This window comes from Okeania sp. SIO3B5 (assembly GCF_010692555.1).
Lineage (GTDB): Bacteria > Cyanobacteriota > Cyanobacteriia > Cyanobacteriales > Microcoleaceae > Okeania.
The window spans coordinates 1-19,876 of record NZ_JAAHHG010000014.1 but is presented as its reverse complement, the minus strand read 5'-3'; the positions used below and the strand labels follow the sequence as shown (position 1 = coordinate 19,876).

At 36.4% G+C, this 19,876-nt stretch carries 15 protein-coding genes; 4 read left to right on the top strand and 11 right to left on the bottom strand.

Annotated features, from left to right (window positions below; genetic code table 11):
* Positions 1-418 precede the first annotated feature (418 nt).
* The 3 genes from F6K54_RS03510 (at position 419) to F6K54_RS03500 (ending at position 3,455) form a co-directional block, all read left to right on the top strand.
* Complete coding sequence (locus F6K54_RS03510) at positions 419-1,681, top strand: patatin-like phospholipase family protein (RefSeq protein ID WP_293074517.1); 1,263 nt, start codon at positions 419-421, stop codon at positions 1,679-1,681.
* A gap of 489 nt (positions 1,682-2,170) precedes the next feature.
* Positions 2,171-2,719, top strand: a complete 549-nt coding sequence (locus tag F6K54_RS03505; RefSeq protein ID WP_293074515.1) for a hypothetical protein — start codon at positions 2,171-2,173, stop codon at positions 2,717-2,719.
* Positions 2,720-2,996: 277 nt separating this feature from the next.
* Positions 2,997-3,455: a matrixin family metalloprotease gene (locus F6K54_RS03500; protein ID WP_293074512.1), complete on the top strand. Its 459-nt coding sequence runs from the start codon at positions 2,997-2,999 to the stop codon at positions 3,453-3,455.
* Positions 3,456-3,760: 305 nt separating this feature from the next.
* On the opposite strand, the gene mnmH is transcribed toward F6K54_RS03500, so the two are convergent.
* The 10 genes from mnmH to F6K54_RS03450 form a co-directional block, all read right to left on the bottom strand.
* On the bottom strand, positions 3,761-4,777 hold the full coding sequence (mnmH, locus tag F6K54_RS03495) for a tRNA 2-selenouridine(34) synthase MnmH (protein WP_293074509.1): 1,017 nt from the start codon (positions 4,775-4,777) through the stop codon (positions 3,761-3,763).
* 800 nt (positions 4,778-5,577) lie between these two features.
* Positions 5,578-5,892 (bottom strand): Mo-dependent nitrogenase C-terminal domain-containing protein, encoded by a 315-nt coding sequence (locus F6K54_RS03490; RefSeq protein ID WP_293074506.1) that lies wholly within the window; start codon positions 5,890-5,892, stop codon positions 5,578-5,580.
* 1,202 nt (positions 5,893-7,094) lie between these two features.
* Positions 7,095-7,448, bottom strand: a complete 354-nt coding sequence (locus F6K54_RS03485) for an RNA-guided endonuclease TnpB family protein (RefSeq protein ID WP_293074503.1) — start codon at positions 7,446-7,448, stop codon at positions 7,095-7,097.
* Positions 7,449-7,697: 249 nt separating this feature from the next.
* Positions 7,698-8,222 carry a transposase gene (locus tag F6K54_RS03480; RefSeq protein WP_293074501.1) on the bottom strand — a complete coding sequence of 175 codons (525 nt, stop codon included), beginning with the start codon at positions 8,220-8,222 and terminating at the stop codon, positions 7,698-7,700.
* Positions 8,223-8,361: 139 nt separating this feature from the next.
* On the bottom strand, positions 8,362-8,781 hold the full coding sequence (locus tag F6K54_RS03475; protein WP_293074499.1) for a peptide chain release factor 1: 420 nt from the start codon (positions 8,779-8,781) through the stop codon (positions 8,362-8,364).
* Between the two features lie 188 nt (positions 8,782-8,969).
* Positions 8,970-9,572: an urease accessory protein UreG gene (gene ureG / locus F6K54_RS03470; protein ID WP_293074496.1), complete on the bottom strand. Its 603-nt coding sequence runs from the start codon at positions 9,570-9,572 to the stop codon at positions 8,970-8,972.
* A gap of 239 nt (positions 9,573-9,811) precedes the next feature.
* A complete protein-coding gene (locus tag F6K54_RS03465) occupies positions 9,812-10,525 on the bottom strand; it encodes an urease accessory protein UreF (protein WP_293074493.1) in 714 nt (237 codons plus the stop codon).
* 539 nt (positions 10,526-11,064) lie between these two features.
* Positions 11,065-11,502, bottom strand: coding sequence for an urease accessory protein UreE (ureE, locus tag F6K54_RS03460; RefSeq protein WP_293074490.1), 438 nt, complete (start codon positions 11,500-11,502; stop codon positions 11,065-11,067).
* Positions 11,503-11,708: 206 nt separating this feature from the next.
* Positions 11,709-12,251 (bottom strand): DUF4168 domain-containing protein, encoded by a 543-nt coding sequence (locus F6K54_RS03455; protein WP_293074487.1) that lies wholly within the window; start codon positions 12,249-12,251, stop codon positions 11,709-11,711.
* 1,097 nt (positions 12,252-13,348) lie between these two features.
* A complete protein-coding gene (locus F6K54_RS03450; RefSeq protein WP_293074484.1) occupies positions 13,349-15,115 on the bottom strand; it encodes a diguanylate cyclase domain-containing protein in 1,767 nt (588 codons plus the stop codon).
* Between the two features lie 880 nt (positions 15,116-15,995).
* On the opposite strand from F6K54_RS03450, the gene F6K54_RS03445 reads away from it, so the two are divergent.
* Positions 15,996-18,005, top strand: coding sequence for an ABC transporter ATP-binding protein (locus F6K54_RS03445; RefSeq protein WP_293074482.1), 2,010 nt, complete (start codon positions 15,996-15,998; stop codon positions 18,003-18,005).
* Positions 18,006-18,256: 251 nt separating this feature from the next.
* On the opposite strand, the gene F6K54_RS03440 is transcribed toward F6K54_RS03445, so the two are convergent.
* Positions 18,257-19,360, bottom strand: a complete 1,104-nt coding sequence (locus F6K54_RS03440) for a D-alanine--D-alanine ligase family protein (protein WP_293074479.1) — start codon at positions 19,358-19,360, stop codon at positions 18,257-18,259.
* Between the last annotated feature and the right edge of the window lie 516 nt (positions 19,361-19,876).

The following is a 19,876-nucleotide window of genomic DNA, read 5'->3' as shown; positions in this document are numbered from 1 at the left end:
TTACTTCCAATTAGGCAATTTTTGATTATTCAAGTTCATCCTTACTGCCAGTCAAAATTTTCTGAATACTGTGGAGTTGCCAGAGAAGTCCATCAATCAATATTTATATCATGTCCGGTTGAATAATTAGACTTTGGTGGAAGGAAGGCAGCTATGCTGGGGGCAGGAGGTAGAAGGTTTTCTCCTTTTTTCACCTTAATTTTATACACGCTCCGATGCTACCGGACATGATATTACCCCTTCTTCCCTCTTCCTTCTTTCGTACGGACGTTGCATGCAACGTCCGTACCATTTGTAACAAACATTGATCACGCTTGGTATTACAAAACCAATCCTGACCCACCCTTAACAGTATTACCAATACTGTTTCAGGTGCTTTAGCAACGACAGGTGTCTAACCATTCAAGGAGAATAAGCAATGCAAATAGATAATATGTACCCTAAACCTAACGGTAAAATTGGCGCTATTGTAGCGCAGGCGCCTATTGAAAATCTGATTTTTGAGGGGGGAGGACCGAAAGGACTTGTTTATGTAGGTGCAAACAAACTCTTGGAAGAAAAGGGTATCTTAGGTTCGGCTAAAAATGTAGGTGGTAGTTCTGCAGGAGCTATGACAGCCTTGGTTGCTGGATTAGGGTACAGTGCTGATGAAATAAAAAAGATTGTTTATAAACAAGATATTAACGACTTTACCGATGTTCAAGATCATCAAGTATCGGGAATTTTCGGTAAGCTATCTGAGACCAAAAAAGGTTTATCAAATCTTTTATTTGGTTCTTCACAACAAGGGAGAGGTCTCTATCTTGGGGATAAACTACAACAATGGATACAACGTGTTATTAATCAGCGGGTTGAGGAAGCTTATACAATTGCCAGAAAAGAAAACAGCTCAAGGCTTACGCTTGCAAAAATGTTAAAGGAAAAAGGCGGACACTTGACGTTCCAAGAACTTAAAGAATTAGGCAAAAAATTCCCTAAACTAGGTATTAAGGACATGGCTTTTACAGGAACCAATTACACCGACAAGACATTGGAGATTTTTAGCTATCAGACCACACCTGATATGCCAGTTGACTTAGCTGTAAGAATTTCTGTATCGTTACCTTGGTTCTTTAAAAGTGTCAAGTATAAAGGAAAAGAGTATATGGATGGCGGTTGTTTAGATAACTACCCTATGGGGATTTTTGATCGTCCTCCCTATCTTAAGCAAGATCAGATAAAGCTCACTATAGGTGAATACGGTCAAAACCTTTGTACTCTTGGTCTAAAAGTGGATAGCGAAGAGGAGATGCGGAAGATCTTTTGGGAAGGAGCTAAGGAAGATAACACGGGATGGTTTGCTTCCTTAATTAAAGGGGTTAAAAATAAAGTAGCTAGTTTATGTGTTGGAGTGGATTACGTCAATGCCTCCAAGGCAACTGATCAAGGTACTTACGCCAAATATGCACAGCGTACTATTCAAATACCAGACTTGGGGTATAGTACATATAATTTCAATTTGACCCCAGAAGACAAAGGCAAACTTGCAACGGCAGGTTACGATGCAGCAAAGGAATGGTATAAGCTTTATTACGATAACGCTGGCATTGAGTTAGAACTCGACAACGTTAGTCAATTAATACCTTATTTAAGCACGAACGAATTAAGTGATGTAAAGTCCAGATTTCCTCAGTTTTTTTAAGAGGCGAATAATGGCTAACAGTGCGATCGTCGTTCTTGTAATGGATTGTTTCACCTGAAATAGTGCGTGATTATTTGTCATTTAGGTAGACAACTGTAGGGACGTTCCATAGAACGTCCCTACTTAGTTTTGGTCGTGGCAATGTGGTGAATCATATCATGTCCGCTGGTATCGGAGCGTGTAAACCCAAAGGTGAATATCTACAGGAAATTTAAGTTTTTTTCTTGCTCTTAGGTATTCCTGACTCTTCCCTGTTCCCTGTTCCCTACTCTTGCTATACAATACCGATGCTACCGGACATGATATCAACCTGAAAAGTCCTGTAATTGTTTGATTTCACTGTTGTCTGAGCCATAAAAAAGTTCTGGGGTTTAGTTGATCCTCAAATACTTCAAAAAAAATTCAGAAATTGACATCGTAGATCGTCTTAATAATGGAACTAGCAAATATGTTCCTTATAAAGCAAACACAAAACACATAGGAGAAAAAATGGTCAAAGTCAAAGTGGAATTGATTGACGTTTATTGTGCAGATACTGAAGATGTAACCGGAGCTGACGATTTTTATCTTGTTGGTTCTTTAGTTGGTGGGGGAATTACAAAACCAATCCTGACGCACCCTATCAAAATTAATGATCAGCAAAGAAAAAGTTTTCGCCCAGAAGATGCCCTTTTATTTGAAGGAGAAATCCAATCAGGGGAAAGTATCAAAGGCGGATTACAAGCTTATGACGAAGATGCTGCCAAAGACTGGAATAATGGTTACGCTGATACAGTTAATAGTATTACTAATACTGTTTCAGGTGCTTTAGCAGCGACAGGCCCACAAGGAGCTACTGCGGCAACGATTCTTAAAGTAGCTACGAAAGGGATAGGTATACTCGCTAGTCTTGATAAAGACGACTTACTAGGTTCTACCGAATTAGAAATTTCTGCTACAGGACCAGCTAATGAAACACGAGAGTGGAAAATGAGTGAAAAAGGTTTGGGTTTTTCTACCTGGGATTACAACGTTCGGTATCACATTACTCGCTCCTAAAAGATAACTGGTAAAGTGCTTTAGTAATAGCTCACTGCGCTTTCTCAATTGTTAGGTTATAGGTTGGGTTGTTACAGTAACACTCAACCTTTCCTAATGTGAGAACTGAGCGATCGCTACCAGCTTTAGCTGTGAAATACCGGTTGTAAGTATTCAATTGGACATCAAATAACACCTAAATGAGTAGGATGCTATTTCTAACTATAGAAATTACTAGCTTGATGTAAATACAAGTAGCATCACTACTTTCTTTTTTTTCTACTCTTGAAAATTAGTTATGTACGATTACGATATTCTAACTGGACTTGCTTTAAGTCCAAATGCAACTTATGGCTATGACAGTAGTATTACACCACAACTTCAAGCCTTATTTAACAATACTTTCAACTACATAGAAAGCAGAACTTATTTAGACTTTCAACAAGTAGACTACAATACAGCAGAAATAAAAATTAGTATAGATTTCAATACTCCTTATCTTGGCTATGCTTACTTCCCTGGAGATCGTCCAATCAACAGCGATATTTTCTTATCTGATGAATTGCTATATGTTGAAAATCAATATTTACAACAGTATGTGATATCTCACGAAGTAGTACACGCTATCGGTTTAAACCATACTGTCAGGCAAGATTCTGTTGTGTCGGAAGTCATTGACCTAAATTCACTAAACTTATTCCCTACAGCCTTTGATTTGTGGGCAATAGAAACAAATTATTTAATCTCACAAATTTAGGACTATCGGATTTGATATTAGGCAACTAATACCAGATTAATAAATGTTTGCTACAAATATCTAGGGTATTTCTTAGGAGTCAGGAGTCAGGAGTCAGGAGTCAGAATGGATGGCTTTAATACCATTTTTTAGGGCGTAAATTATCTTTTTTGTCAAAGGGACATCTCATGTAAAGTCTTTTTATCGCTCTTACTATTTGTAACATTCTTTTTTCAAATTGGTATAATCTACCGATAGATGCGTTACAACGCACCCTACAGAATAACGTAGTTGTTCCCTGTTCCTTGCAATACTATCCGGCGACACTATATCTGTTGACTTTTATCCCGCACCAAAATGGCAGCATCAACTGCCGACAAACCAGAAACATCTACTTTATGAATACTAACTCCTCTTTTTTCCAAATCATAAGTATAGGTCTTGTCATAATAGTGAAGAATTAAATCTGAAGCTGCTGCCAAATTCCCTTCCCTCAGACAATTAATTGCTTTTTGCGCCCGTGCACCTCCTAACCGCCTCCTAATACGTTCGGTTGCAGCAATCAAATCATTAATATCCGCTTCTCCATAAATTTCGACCAAAAATGCTACTCTTTCCTGACGACTGCGACTTATCTCAATAACTTTCGCCCTTTCCATTTGCTCAAAAATATCTTGGGGAATACGACACATTCCAATACGCTTACTCTCTGCTTCAACCCATAAAACTTGACTCCGGTCGAATTTTGCCCATTCCATGGCGATCGCATTCCAAAATTGCTCATTAGTAGGTTGAGGTAACTGCCCCAAAGCACCGAAACTACTACCCCGATGGTTAGCAAGAGCTTCCAAGTCTAACACTTGTTCTCCCATAGAACCCAGAACAGACAATATCTCTGTTTTACCACTGCCAGTCATTCCCCCTAGAATAATCATTTTTTGGGGAACCGAAAATAGAGAAAGCGTCCAACGTCGAAACCCTTTATAACCGCCAATAAGTAGAGCCACATTAAATCCAGCAGTTTCTAGTAACCAACCAACTGAAGCGCTACGCATTCCACCCCGCCAACAGTGAATTCTAACTTGACGTTCTGGAGCTAATACCTTGGCACGGGCAACAAAATCAGCTAATTTCGGACCGACGATCGCTAACCCTAATTCGACTGCTTCATCTTTACCTTTTTGTTTATAGCAAGTTCCCACCAAGGCACGTTCATCATTATTAAATAGAGGAAAATTAACAGCTCCAGGAATATGACCTTGAGCATATTCGCCGGGACTACGGACATCGAGAATGACTCCTGGTGTTTGGAAAAATGCTTCAGGTTTTAGGGATTTTGCCATTAGTTAAAGACGGAAGACAGAAGTAGGAAGGAAAAAAATTTGGATATTACCGAAAAGCGACGTTGAGAGCAAGCGTGTTTTAACCGGGGGATGAAAACAAGCGAGTCGTTTAGACTAGACAACTAAAGTTGTCCTGTGCTATTATCTTAATATACAAATGTTAAGACATAAAGTAAGCAGAAGGCTAGGGTTAAACTTAAGCCGACTGTGTAGGGGCACCGCGGAAATTGTCCCCAAAGATTATATCTTTGGTCAGCGCTCGAAAAAACGAAGCAACATGGATTTATCCTGTTGCGTAGTATCAACTTAGAATCCCCTCGGCAACAGCTGCGGGGAGTAGTCAAATTTTATCATGTTTGTGTGTAGCATATTTGCTGAAGTCCTAGATTTTTTATTCTGATAACTGCTCGGGACTTACGCAAAAGAGGAAATTATATAGCATTTTTAGGGGTTAACGGCCGTTAACCCCTACTTTATGTGGAGGTTACGGGTAATACCACATCCGGTTATCAAAAGTCCGTTTTTCAAATTCTTCTCTAACCCTTCTGCCTTCTGCCTTACCTTCACAATAACGGTTCTTTATAAACCGGATTTAGTATAAGTCCTGGAAATATCAAAAGCTTAAAACTCAGACAACGCCAGATTTTTCCTTCTGCCTTCTGCCTTTTGCGATCGCGTTCGACAATAAGAAAGAGCCTAGTTCCATAGAAAAACTAAGCTCTTGGTAGTATAACCTAAATATCATTGAGCTACTATAAGAGAAAATTTAGAAGCAAGTATTTAAAATCCAAAAGTATATTTTAACAATAACCCGTAATATCCTCTCCACAAACATCCGCTAGAAAAGTTAAAGCACGAAATCGTAAGCCGATAAATTGGTCATACAAAGGATTAAGTTTACACATTGCAGGAATATGAAATAGTAGATGTCCGAATAGTTTCACATCTCTCTCAAAAGGGCATTGAGCCGGGATCAAGTGACACAGCAAATGTGCCATTTTTTGATTATTTATTTCTACACTATCAAGATATTCGCGAATTGGTTGCAGTAGTTTATCTAGGTAGTTATGGTTTGCTTGAGTGGCTTGGTGTGAAATACCTGTAATAGAACTCATAATTAGATTGTCTGATATATAAACTAGCTCTGTCAATATATTTTCAGTCTAACTTCGATCTCACTTTCTTGTATAGTCAATTTGGCCTGATTTTGCAAATTTTCACAATTACTTTAATTTTTATCCTAGTATTGTGAAGATTAGATGAAATCTGTTGATATTTGTTTAAAATAACTAGCTTTTATCGCCAAAATTTGTTATTCCAAAAATCAAATAATTGAAGCTGAAAAAATTACTATTATTCACAGTTTAGCAGAATATTCAGTAGAATTACTTTAAAAAATTGTTATGAAAATAATAAGTATTGATTAAATGTTATTTAATATACTGTTTTTATTATTTCATTATATTTATAATAAATAAATCACTGCTCATAACCAAATCTTGTGAATTAATACTTGATTAATAAATCCTTGGAATTAATTTTTTTACAACTGATAACTGATAATTGATAACTGATAACTGATAACTGATAACTGAAATAACCCGTTGTTGATAATCTGAATATTCTGGATATTTTTCACTTAACCAGGTTTCTTCTCGCCTTGCTTTCAGATCAAGAAATAAAAAAATTACAATAACAGCTACAAAATGAGACAAGCTAAGTTGAAAAACGCTCCAACCGAGAGTCAAGAAAATTAAACCGCTATACAAAGGATGTCTAATATGATGTCCGGTTGAATAGTTATAAATAACAACAGAGGAGTCAGGAGATCCCCCCTAACCCCCCTTGAAAAGGGGGGAACTGGAAGTCCCCCTTTTTAAGGGGGATGCGCGGGGGATCATTGATGTACTGTATGCCTTATGAAAACTATTATATTAAGTAAGAGCGCGATAGAAATCTGTTCCGCGCTCCACGACCAAAAAACTTTCTTCTTCTATTCCTCTTTCTTCTTCTTTCTTCCCTCCTGATATCATGTCCGGTAGCATCGGTATTGTATAGAGAAGGTAAGGAAGAAGGAAGAAGGAAGAAGGAAGAAGCTTTAAGAAAAGGAAAAACCTTATATGGCGCTAGATATTTCCCCAACTTTATACACAAACGATACCAACGGACATGATATGACTCCTGTACGTTGCCGTTCTTAGAAACCTATGATTATCTATATAAATCTATGATTTTCTATAAATAATCTGTTCTATTCTTGCTTCAATCTGGCAACGTCGGCGCCTGTCCAGTCCACAAGCTGTCACGGTCGTTCGCGTTAGCGTTGCGGAGCAAACTGACCGCCATAGCTAAATTTAACGCTGCATTTAAGTCTCGTTCGCGCTAGCGTTGCGGAGCAATCACAGCTAAAATTGCAGTGTTCACAGTTGAATACACGCTCCGATAAAGACAGAGACTCTTTAACAGTTCCACACCTACTGCAAGTTTTAGAACTAGGAAACCATCTATCAACAATGATTAACTTAGAACCATATAACTCACACTTGTACTCTAACTGTCTTCTGAATTCATAAAAACCCATGTCGCCAACAGCCTTAGCTAGCTTGTGATTTGCCATCATCCCTGATACATTAAGGTCCTCTATTACTATCTGGCTGTGGTTTTTAGCCAAATAGGTAGGCGCGTTTATGCAATGTATCTTTTCTGATTTTGGCTATCCTACTGTGTAGCCTAGCTACTTTTAGCTGTGCTTTTTTCCAGTTGTTCGAGAACTTAGTTTTATGTCTGTTTAGGTATTGTAATCGTGATAGTTTGGATTCTAAATTTTTGCATATGTTTAGCACCATCGAATACTTCCCCTGTTGACAATGTTGCTAAAGTTTTTACTCCTAAATCAACACCAACTACATCTACAGATTTTTCAGTAATTTGAGGCTCTGCTTCTCAGAGCGAAACTAACAAACCATTTATCTGCTGTTTTGCTAATAGTTACAGACGACAGAGTAACATTGCCTGGCAGTATTTCATAGGTTTTAATCCATCCAATTCGAGGTAGTTTGATACGATTAAAACCTACTGTGATTGAACCGTCTAGAGTAAAACTATTATCCCTGGCTTTTTTCTTAAATTTAGGTTGGCCAGACACTTTGTTAAAGCAACGTTTCCAAGCTAGAGATAAATATCTCAAAGCATAGCTCGGAGCGCACTTAGACACTTCATAATACCAATAGTTTTTTGGTTTAACCATTGATACCAAAAGCTTATGTAAGTCAATGGCAGTAGGAAACTTAAGTTTGCTGTCTGGATTATGGTGGTTATGATTCAATATATTTCTGGTTAACCATAATCCCCAATTCCAAGCGTGACGGGCTACACCTGCGTGTTTAGCCAGTAATGTTTTTTGCTGTTTATTTGGGTGCAGTTCAGTTTGGAATCCTAGTAACATAAAACAGATAATCCCAGATTTTTATAGATTATACCAGATTTTAGCCAACAGTTACAAGCCCTACCGACGGCTCCCCTACCTGACTCCTAAGTAATTAAGACTAATATCATACATTAATTCAGCAACGCTCATAATTTTTTTAACGTCGCCAATAAGGTCTTCCTTTCCAGAAAACCCCTATAGCTAGACTTATTAATGAAGCTCTAGATACAGTAACTAATACAGGAGGCAGAGGAAATAAAGACTTTAATAATAACCCAATAAATAAACATAAAACTAGCGCCCAAAGACTAGAATTGTTCAATAGCCACTGCTTTTGCCAGAATTCTAATAAATAAACTGCTAATGCTCCCATTCCTACTGCTGCTCCTATAGGTATTAACACCCCAAAAATTGGAGAGGAAAATAGCATACTTAATGGTTTCAGGAGCGCAAAAAAATAAGTGAAGCTTAAGATTAATAATACTTCTGTTGCTACAACTGCTAAAGTAGCAATGAAACTTACTAAAAAGAGTTCTTGCCAAGGTAAACTTTTCAAACGTTGCCAAATATTATTCATGTTTTAAGTTAATAGAGTTAGGAAAATTGAGTTAAGCTATCAGCTTTTAGCTATCAGCTATCAGCTTTTAGCAGCTCTGGGTAAAAATCTCCAGCAACCCAAGCGCTGGATGGTTGAGGAGGGGTTAAAATCCCCTTATAGGGCGTAAAAAAAATGATTCTACTGATTACTGAGTGCTAACCACTTCTTTAATCTACAATTAGATATCTGTGGATAAAGTCTAAAACTGCTTCTAAACCAACTTTTGTTTTGAGGTTAGTAAAGACAAAAGGGCGATCGCCTCGCATCTTTTTAGTATCTTTTTCCATAATATTCAGGTCTGCTCCTACATGGGGAGCAAGGTCAATTTTATTAATCACAAGTAGATCGGATTTAGTAATACCTGGACCTCCTTTTCTGGGTATTTTATCACCAGCAGCTACATCAATCACATAGATTGTTAGATCGACTAGCTCGGGACTAAAAGTTGCTGCTAAGTTATCACCGCCACTTTCGACAAATACTAAGTCTAGATCGGTAAATTTATTTTCTAACTGCTCAATAGCAATAAGATTAATAGAAGCATCTTCCCTGATAGCTGTATGAGGACAACCACCTGTTTCTACTCCTATTATATGCGAACTATCTAATGCTTGGCTTCGCACCAAAAATTGGGCATCTTCTTGGGTATAAATATCATTGGTGACAACTGCAATATTATATTCTTGTCGCATTGACTTACATAAGGCATCAACTAAAGCTGTTTTACCTGAGCCTACTGGGCCAGCTATTCCAATCCGAAAAACGTTCATAAGTTACTAATTGTTAATGGGTATAGCAGAAGGAAGAAGGAAGAAGGAAGAAGGAAGAAGGAAGAAGGAAAAGCATTACTTTGTCTGAGTTTTAAACTTTTGAACTTTCCGCGCCCTTTGCTTCGACTGCTATAATTATAATTGACAGACTTCTCAAACAATAGTTTACCGAAAAAATGATTTGGACAAATTAGCTTTTCATAACCGGATTTGGTATGATAACTGATAACTGAAATAACCTAACTTCTAAATAATCTAGTATATTGAACTTCGTGAGCCATACTTGCTAGAGATAATCCCCAACTACAACTATTTAACTCGTCATCTTTTAATTTGAGGATTTCTTTTGCACTCAAAACTATTTGATTTTGCAATTCCCATAATAACTTTTGTCCTACTGTTTGACCGAGGGGAATTAATTTTACACCAGCATTAATTAGATTAGTTGCCCAACTATGTAGATAACCTAAAATTGCATTTTCAATCTCAATTTTCCAGCAAGCAGAAATTAGACCATAAGCGATCGCGAAGTTACAAAAATTTGTTTCTGTGTCAAGTTTGTTTTGAATAAACTTCATTAATTCGGTTGGTAAATCTGGCTGAATATTCATAAATAAACGAATCAAAGTTCGACCCATTTGTAAACTTTGTAAACGCAATTCTTCTGTTTCTTTAACTGCAGTCGCCCAATTATTCCAATTATTTAAAAGCTGTAAATTTACTGAATTAGTTTCCCTATAAGCTCTAACTATTAATGCTGCTTCTAATCGAATACTTCCAAATTTGAGAGAATCTATAAACCAATTTTTGAGACTATCATAATCGGAAATTTTTCCTGTAGTTACTAATACTTCAATACCTTCTGAATAACTATAAGCTCCTACAGGTAATGCTGGACTTGCTAACTGTAAAAGAGATAAAAGTTGGTTTGCTCCCTGGTTTTGATAGTGCATTATTTAAATTCAAAATTCAAAAGTCAAAAGTCAAAAGTTAGAAGTTAGAAGTTAGAAGTTAGAAGTGATATTTGTAAGCATTCAGCCGTCAGCCATCAGCTAGCCTCCTATCGGAGGAACTGCGTTAACAGCTATTGCTTTTAATTTAGGATAAAAGCTTTATTAATTGTCTTACTACAAAAGTTGGTTCCCTTTCCCTTAAAGTCAGTTGTTAATTTAAACACTGTCCTAAAGGACAGTGTCTTGTTGCTGATAGCTGACAGCTAATAGCTGAATGCTTAGTGATATTTTATATCAAATCCGCTTAATTCGATATAAAAAAATGTTCCATCTTCAACCATTACCAAATATCTCCTCATCTCCCAATTCACTAAAGTCAAAAGTCAAAAGTTAAAAGTGATATCTTATATCAAATATCAAATCCGTTTAATTCGGGATAAAAAAATGTTCCATCTTCAACCATTACCAAATATCTCCCCTACTCCCCTACTCCCCTACTCCCCTACTCCCCTACTCCCCTACTCCCCTACTCCCCACCCCTAATGACTATGACCATAAGCTCCTATTTCTGGTTGAAATGGAGAGATTTCTTCTATAATTTCCATACCTAATTGTTCGAGCATATCTTTTAACACTGGATCTGGAGATAACTTTAAATTTGTAGGAGTAATTTCTATTGGTATATGTCTATTACCTAAATGATAAGCTGCTTTAAGTAAATCTAAAGAAGTTTTCCCTGTTATTTTCAGGATGGGTTCTGGTTTGGCAATTATTCTGACTATAAACTCACCTGTCTCATTTGCCAATAAGTCGCGATCGCGTAGCACTGTTCCTCTAGACAAACGTAGATGTAAAATTTCCCCAGTCTCTGTATCAAAACGATAGCGACTCCTGGTGCGTTGTACTGCAGTCAGAGGCAAGGTCAAACAAACCACTGCATTTTGATCGGCAGCTAAACGTTGGGTTAAAATTACCATTGCTAGTCTTAATGTTGATTGGCGTTGGTGATATGAGGTATGATATAATGTCAGGATAAGAGTGCGAACAAAAAAACTTTCTCTTCTACTGCTCTTTCTTCATTATTTCTTCCCTCCTGACTCCTGACTCCTGACTCCTGACTCCTGACTCCTGACTCCTAAAGAATTTAAGATTAATATCATACAAGCACTTCGGCAACGTCGTTTTATTGACCACTTGTTTGCTCTTGTTGAAGACGGAGCAACTCTTCTTGAATTCTTTCTCGTAAGCTTTGATTAATCTTTTGAGCCATTGTAATCTGATTAAACAGAGTCACGGTCATATCATTGCTATTAATAATGTCCTTAGCTTTATTGCAGTAATTCACGGCAATTACTTTAATATTTCGTGGTAGATCGTTAACACTACTTTTCTGATTACAAATAATTGGAGGAATAGCTCCTCCTGGACTTTGTTTTTCAAATTCATTTTTAATGTCTGTATAAACTCCTATTCTTAAGTCTTCGATTTGTAAGACTGCTTTGCTATATTTAGTTATCTCTTCATTTGTAAAGTTTGCTTCTTCATCTGTAAAAGATTCCTGAGCTTGGACAGCTGTATCAAATACAGGCAATAATGAGCCAGATAACTTAGTAGGTACTATACCCATCATTAAGCCTAATGTAGAAAGAGTTGCGACTAATAAAGACTGGGATATTAGTCTATGGGGATATTGTTGAACAGTACAAAATAAAGCTTTAATCTTCATAATCTTTGATTAACGAATAAAAATTAAACTATCTAAGTACTTATGAATTACTTTAATCTGAGAAAGTTCCTAATTACTTAAGAGTATCTATTGAAAGTGGAAAAGATTAAAGTGATTTATCATACAGTACATCACTTGTGTTTTATCCAAGAATTTCTAATTTTTAGGAGCTAGTGCCACTACGCGGAAGTCAAAAGTCAAAACTAAAAGGTCAAAAGTATTGATTAGTAAGACTTTTAGGATTTTGTAACTGGTTAGTTATTCCCGTCCTCTTCTACTAGATATTTTATTCAATAAGATATATTTTGAATATTTAGTTTTTGATTCTCCTGTTTGAATACTTCCAATAATTTAGTCAAATATTTTACTAATTTTTATCCTCGGTACTGAAAATAAATAATTTTGATGACCCAAAGCTCTTGGATACATAATAGCTGTAGGCCGATCAGAAATTATACTTACAGAAAAAAGCTGACTACAAATAGAAATAAGAGAAATGCACCATTTCAGATTTGTTTAGTGAAGTTAGTAGCTACAGGGGAGTTAGCTTGCTTTCCCTAGGCTTCTAAGGTGCTGGGTGGTGCAATAAACTTTTTTCAGCTATGGCCTATTTTTACTCAAAGATAAGTTTACCTTTAATAATTATATCATGTCTCTTTAAATACCCACAATAAAAATTTTAGGGAACAGGGAACACCGGAGTTGGGAACTAGGAGAAATTTATCAGAGAAAATATTTTTATTATGACTAATTACTTAGACTTATTAGACTTAATATCATGTTCGGTTGAATAAAGGGTACTCTATAAACCAGATTTAGTATAATAAAAGTTATACATAAATATTAAGTAGATAGGCACGAAAAAAACTAAGTATTTCATTAATTGATAATTGATAATTGATAATTACCTCTGGTTAAAACCGCTACGGAATTGAATATAAGGAGATATTATTTCTTTTTTTCCCCTTAAAAGGGGAGGCTTTAAACCAGAATTGTTTAATTATTAATTATTAATTATTAATTATTAGGTAACAAAAAGTAAAGTAGAACTTAAACCTCTTCCCTTCTGCCTTCTGCCCTCTGCCTCCTGCCTTCATCTATAATATGTCATTCCTCACAATCATGTTTTTTCCTTGTCTCTTCGCTTTATAAAGCCCTCGATCAGCAGCAAAAATTAAAACTTCACGAGACAATTGTGGATTAGGAACTATGCTAGCAACCCCCATACTGACAGTTACATATCTACTCACATTAGATAAATGATGTACTATTTCTAATAGTCTTACTTGCTGCTGAATTCTTTCTGCTACATGAATACCCCCTTCAATTACAGTATTAGGTAAAATTACGGCAAATTCTTCGCCTCCATAACGTGCCACTAAATCTGCAGGACGTTTCACCGAGCGCTTAATAGCTTGAGCAACTTGCCTTAAACAATAGTCTCCTGTTTGATGGCCATAAGTATCGTTATAGCTTTTAAAGTCATCTATATCGCACATAATCATAGTTAGAGGCAACTGTTCCCGTTTCAATACTTGCCACTGTTGACTGAAATATTGATCGAATTCACGACGGTTTGCTATTGCAGTTAAACTATCTATGCTAGCAAGGATCTCCAGCTCTTGATTAGCTATTGACATAGCTGTTTCCATCTGTTTACGATCTGTGATATCTTTCCCTACTGCTACTACACAAGCTTCTCGATCTATGTTAATAACTTCTGCGGATAGGAGAGTCGTGATAATTTTCCCTGACTTGGTGCGAAAATTAACTTCTTGGTTTTTGAATTTTCCTTTTAACGTTAATATTTTAGTAATGCGACTGCGTTCTTTTGAGTCTACCCAAATTCTTAAATCTATGGTGCTTTGGCTAAGTAATTCTTCTCTGTTATAGCCACTCAAGGAACAAAAACTATTATTTACATCCAGTAACTGTCCTTCTCTGAGGGTACAAATCATCATTGGAGCTGGATTAGTACTAAATGCTTTGGCAAATTTTTCTTCAGATAATCGTAGCGCTAACTCCGTTTCTTGGCGTTGAGTTATATCAGTTTGCACACCGATAAAGTGAGTTAGTAGTGTTCCTGTAGTGTCTGGTACCGGAGAAATAGATAGTTGATTCCACCATCTTGTGCTATTCTTACGAGTATTTTGTAAAATTACATTACATTTTCTTTGTTCTTGCAGAGCTATAGAGACTTCTCTCAGAGCAGTTTGATGTGGGTGATTTTTGTGTAAAAATCTAGGATTTTTGCCCATTACTTCTGCTTTTGAATAACCAGTCAGTTTTTCAAAGCCTTGATTGACATAAACAATTGGATTATCTGTTTGAGTAGAGTCAGTAATCATTATCCCATTTTGACAAGCATCAATTGCTCTGTGTAATAATTGTAATTCCTCCTCGGTTTGTTGACGTTCTAAAATCTCTTGTTTGAGTTGAGTATTTTCTTCTTGTAATTTTTGTTTTTCTTTAGTTACCATCATTTGATTTTCTACACGAGCTAATAATTCTTCTATTTGTAGTGGTTTAGTAATATAATCTACTCCTCCCAAAGAAAATCCTTTTACTTTATCTGCAGAACCGTTAAGAGCGCTAACAAAAATGATAGAAATATCCTTCGTTTTAGGGTTTTCTTTTAGGTGTTGACAAACTTTATAACCATCTATTTCTGGCATCATAATATCTAATAAGATTAAATCTGGCACTTGTGATTCGATAGCTATTAATGCCATTTCTCCATTAGTTGCTTCCCTAACTTTGTACCCTTTTTTAGATAGTATTTTAGCTAAAATTCGGAGATTATTAGGTTGGTCATCCACTACTAGGATATCACCCAAAAATTCTTTAAATTGATTGTTATACATAATTTTAAGTATATACACATAAATTAGTAATTTGCTATAACTAAATTCATTGAAATATTTCAGTAAAATTATCTAAAAAAAGATGATTTTTTTCACATTAGTTATTATTTAGTTACTAACTATTATCTACTAAATAAATAATAGTTAGTAACTATTTTACCTTAATAACTTTTTAGATCCAATACTGAATTTGTTGAGTATCGAGTTGGGCAAATTAAAAACTAGAGGTAAGCATTTCCGTTTGTCATGCTGTGCAAACAGTCATCAGATGCGTGAAATTATGCAAGCAATAACTGAGGTTAGGTTATAGCCAATTTCATTAATAGACATCTCCAGAAAAGAGGGAACAGGGAACACCGGAGCTGGGAACAGGGAACCCACCCCCAACCCCTCCCAGGAGGGGAATAATTGATAATTTATGGATAATAATTGATTTTATTTTTAATTTTTGGAGATGTCTAATGAATTTTAATTCTCCTTGGTGGATAATTCATCTCTAGTATGATAATGAGTTAATAACAAATAGCTGATAGCTGAAGTCCGCAGTTCCGACTATGGGAAGCTGGCTGACTGCTGAATACTTACAACTAGAGAATATTTTAATTATTAAAAAAAATTGACAAAATTATAGTCTTGTTATATAATTTTAAAAAAAATTATATATAATACCAATTCCCAAAAATAATGCTATACTTCCAATGAACTTCAGTTATTAAGTAATAATAATGAATGTAGAGAATTAGTGGCATTAATCCAAAATATATTATGCCTTTAAACCCTACTGCCTACTGCCTACTGCCTACTGCCTACTCCCAAGGAAATGTAGCAAAACTTTTGAGAAATGGTATAAATTAACCTGATTATTAATACTTAGTTTATAATGAGCAATATTGTACTAGATGTTCGTGACCTTAGAGTTCAATTTACAACAGAAGAAAAACTCCTAAAAGCTGTTGATGGTATATCTTTTGCCGTCAAACGAGGGCAAACTCTAGGAATTGTAGGAGAATCAGGCTCTGGAAAATCTGTTACATCTCTGGCAATTATGGGTTTATTACTAACTAAATCTTGCCAAATTAGCGGTGAAATTTGGTTCAATAATTCTGCTAAAAATGAACTAAATTCTCAACCAATAAATTTATTACAGTTACCAGAAGAGCAAAAACAAGAATACCGGGGTGGCAAAATAGCCATGATTTTTCAAGAACCGATGAGTTCTCTAAACCCTGTTTATACCATTGGATTTCAGTTAACAGAAGCTATTAGATTTCATCAAAATATTTCACCAGCAGAAGCACGACGTCAAGCAGCATCTCTACTTCAAGAAGTAAAACTTCTGCCCAATGATGAAGTGTTACGACAAAAATCTATAGAAGAAATAACAGAAGAAGGAAGAAGGAAGAAGGAAGAAGGAAGAAGGAAGGAGAATGAAGGAAGAAGCGGTATGGCTCAAAATCAGGCAAAAAGATTAGATGCTTTAAGTGAACCTTTTGTGAGTCAAACACAAATAAGTAGTGGCGCAAGCGATCGCGAAATTATGCTACAAGTCAACAAAAAAAAGCTGGCCATGCTAGATCGTTATCCCCACGAACTTTCTGGAGGTCAATTGCAAAGAGTGATGATCGCAATGGCGATTTCTTGTAGTCCCACTTTATTAATTGCAGATGAACCCACAACAGCTTTAGATGTCACAGTGCAGGCGAGAATTTTAGAATTACTGCGGGAGTTGGGGGAACGCAGAGGAATGTCAGTTATATTTATCTCTCACGACTTAGGAGTAATGGCTGAAGTTGCGGACACTGTAGCAGTAATGTATCAAGGTAAAATAGTTGAGTTTGGCGAGATCGGACAAATATTTACTCAGCCGCAGCATCCCTACACAAAAGGTTTATTAGCTTGTCGTCCTCCCCTCGATGGAAAAATTTTGCGTCTACCTACTGTTTCTGATTTTATGGAAGAGGTAACAAACTCCAATGGCGAAAGAGAAATTAGGGAAAAAAAGATAACAGTAACAGCAGAAAAACAAAATGTAGATTTGGTAAAACAAACAGCTCCCCAAACAACGGAAAATCCAATTTTACAAGTTAATAATTTGCGAGTGGGGTTCCCAGTAAAAGGAATGTTTGGTCAAACTAAACGTTTATATATGGCAGTTAATGATGTTTCTTTTAGTGTTGCTCCCGGTGAAACTTTGGGTTTAGTGGGAGAATCTGGTTGTGGTAAAAGTACCTTAGCTAGAGCAATATTACAATTGATTCCTATTACAAGTGGGCAGGTATTTTTTGAGGATCAAGAAATTACAAACTCCCATGGTAAGTCAGGAATTAAGCAATTGATGCGGAGGTTGCGAAGGGATATGCAAATTATTTTTCAAGACCCCTTTAGTTCTCTAGATCCTCGTTTAACTGTTGGTGCTGCAGTAATGGAACCAATGTTAATTCATCGGGTAGGCAATAATTCCCAAGTTAGACGCGATCGCGCAGCATATTTATTAGAAAGGGTAGGATTAACTGTTGATTCATTAAATCGTTATCCTTATGCTTTTTCTGGTGGCCAACGTCAACGAATTTGTATTGCTCGTGCTTTAGCTTTGAATCCTAAATTGATTATTTGTGATGAGTCCGTTTCAGCTTTAGATGTATCGGTGCAAGCGCAAGTGTTGAATTTGTTTAAAGAATTGCAAGATGAGTTTGGTTTAACTTACATATTTATTTCCCATGACTTGAGTGTAGTCAAATTTATGAGCGATCGAATTATGGTAATGAATCAAGGTAAAATTGAAGAAATTGGTCTTGCCGAACAAGTTTATAATCAACCGCAACGAGAGTATACGCGACAACTTATTGCTTCTATTCCTACTGGAGATTTAGAGAAGTTGAAGGTTTCTTAATTTAGAGGAGTCAGGAGCGCCACTACTGTCTACTTAAGATTGACAAAAAAGATAAATGTTGGGTTTCGCTGTCGCTCAACCCAACCTACATCAAAATGTTACAGCGGATTTCACCTTGGTGAGGTACACTCACGCGGGCAAGATGCCCGCACTGAGAACATTTCATTTTAATATCTGTGCTTCATATACTTGGAATCTGCTGTAACTATCCATAAGCGATTTTCCCTTCTGCCTTCTGCCTTCTGCCTTCTTCAATGAGAATGTCTTTCTAAAGCTAATTGAATTAAACAGTCTACCAATTCAGAAAAAGGAATTCCACTAGCTTTCCAGAGCATAGGATACATACTTGTCGTAGTAAAACCAGGCATTGTATTAATTTCATTAATCAAAATTTCCCCTGTTTTCTCTACATAGAAAAAATCTACTCTAGCTAAACCCGCAGCATCCACAGCTAAAAATGCTTGAGTTGCCATTTCTTGAATTTGAGCAGCGATCGCCTCACTGACTCGCGCTGGAATAAATAAGTCTGCTTTTCCTTCTGTATACTTGGTTTCATAATCATAAAAATCACTCTCAAAAGTAATTTCTCCCACCACAGAAGCTTTCGGGACATCATTTCCCAGTACCGCACATTCTAACTCTCTCGCTTCTACACCCGCTTCAACAATAATTCGACGGTCATAACTAGCGGCATTATCCAAAGCAGTTTCCAACTCCGCTCGCGACCGCACCTTAGCAATACCTACTGATGAGCCTAAATTAGCAGGCTTAACAAAACAGGGATATTCTAAAGCTGCCTCAATATCATCACACAATTTGGGAAACACACAAGGATTAGACCAAATCTGTGATCGCGTCACTGCCTGATATTTTACTTGAGGCAAACCTGCCTGAGCAAAAGCCATTTTCATCGCGATCTTATCCATACCCATTGCCGATCCCAAAACTCCAGATCCCACAAACGGAACCTGCATTAACTTCAGTAGGCCCTGTATGGTACCATCTTCGCCATTGGGACCGTGAAGCACTGGAAACCACACATCTATCTGAGCTGCTTGAGGAGGGGTTTGCCAGAGGTGAGACGAGGTTTGAGAAGCAATAGAGGAGCTGGTTTCAATCTCGGAATTATCATCTGTAAGCGACAATGATGGTAGGTTGCCAGACTCTAGAACTTGTTGAGAAAAATCAGTTGGTTGCCAACGACCATCTTTTTGGATGTAAATTGGCATTAATTCGTATTTGTCTGTATTTTGACCTTGAGTTAAAGCAGTAGCGATCGCTTTTGCCGAATTAAGGGATACTTCATGTTCCCCGGAACACCCACCAAATAATATGCCTACTCGTAATTTTGTCATTATTTAGATTCCTTGAACAGAATTTTATTGCTGATAGATTATCATATTCAGGTTAATCAGTCATTATCGGTAAAATTCAGGAAAGTTTATTTCTATCTTGGTTCTTGACTAGACCTATTGCAAAAGTCAAAAAAAATTTTTTTGATTCCTTTTGTTATCTACTTCTGTTTAATGTTAACTGTGTTTTGTTCGCTTTTAATAGTTGGTGTGAAAATTTTAACCTTACTTTGTTTTGAATTTCCTATATATTGAGGTTAAGTGTTCCAGAAGAAAGTTTAAAAAAAATTAATTTTTGAATAAAAAATAATTCATATACTATTTGAAATTTACCTTATTTGTCCTTTGTAAAAAAATATATATTTTTTAGCTTAATAAGTAAGCATTCAGCCATCAGCTATCAGCTATTGCTTTTAGTGAGTGATAAAAGCAATATTTAATTAAGCTAGAAAAATCTGGCTAAAAGTCAGCTCCAAAGTCTACATTCATTTAAACCTCGTCCTTAAGCGCAAGGTCTTA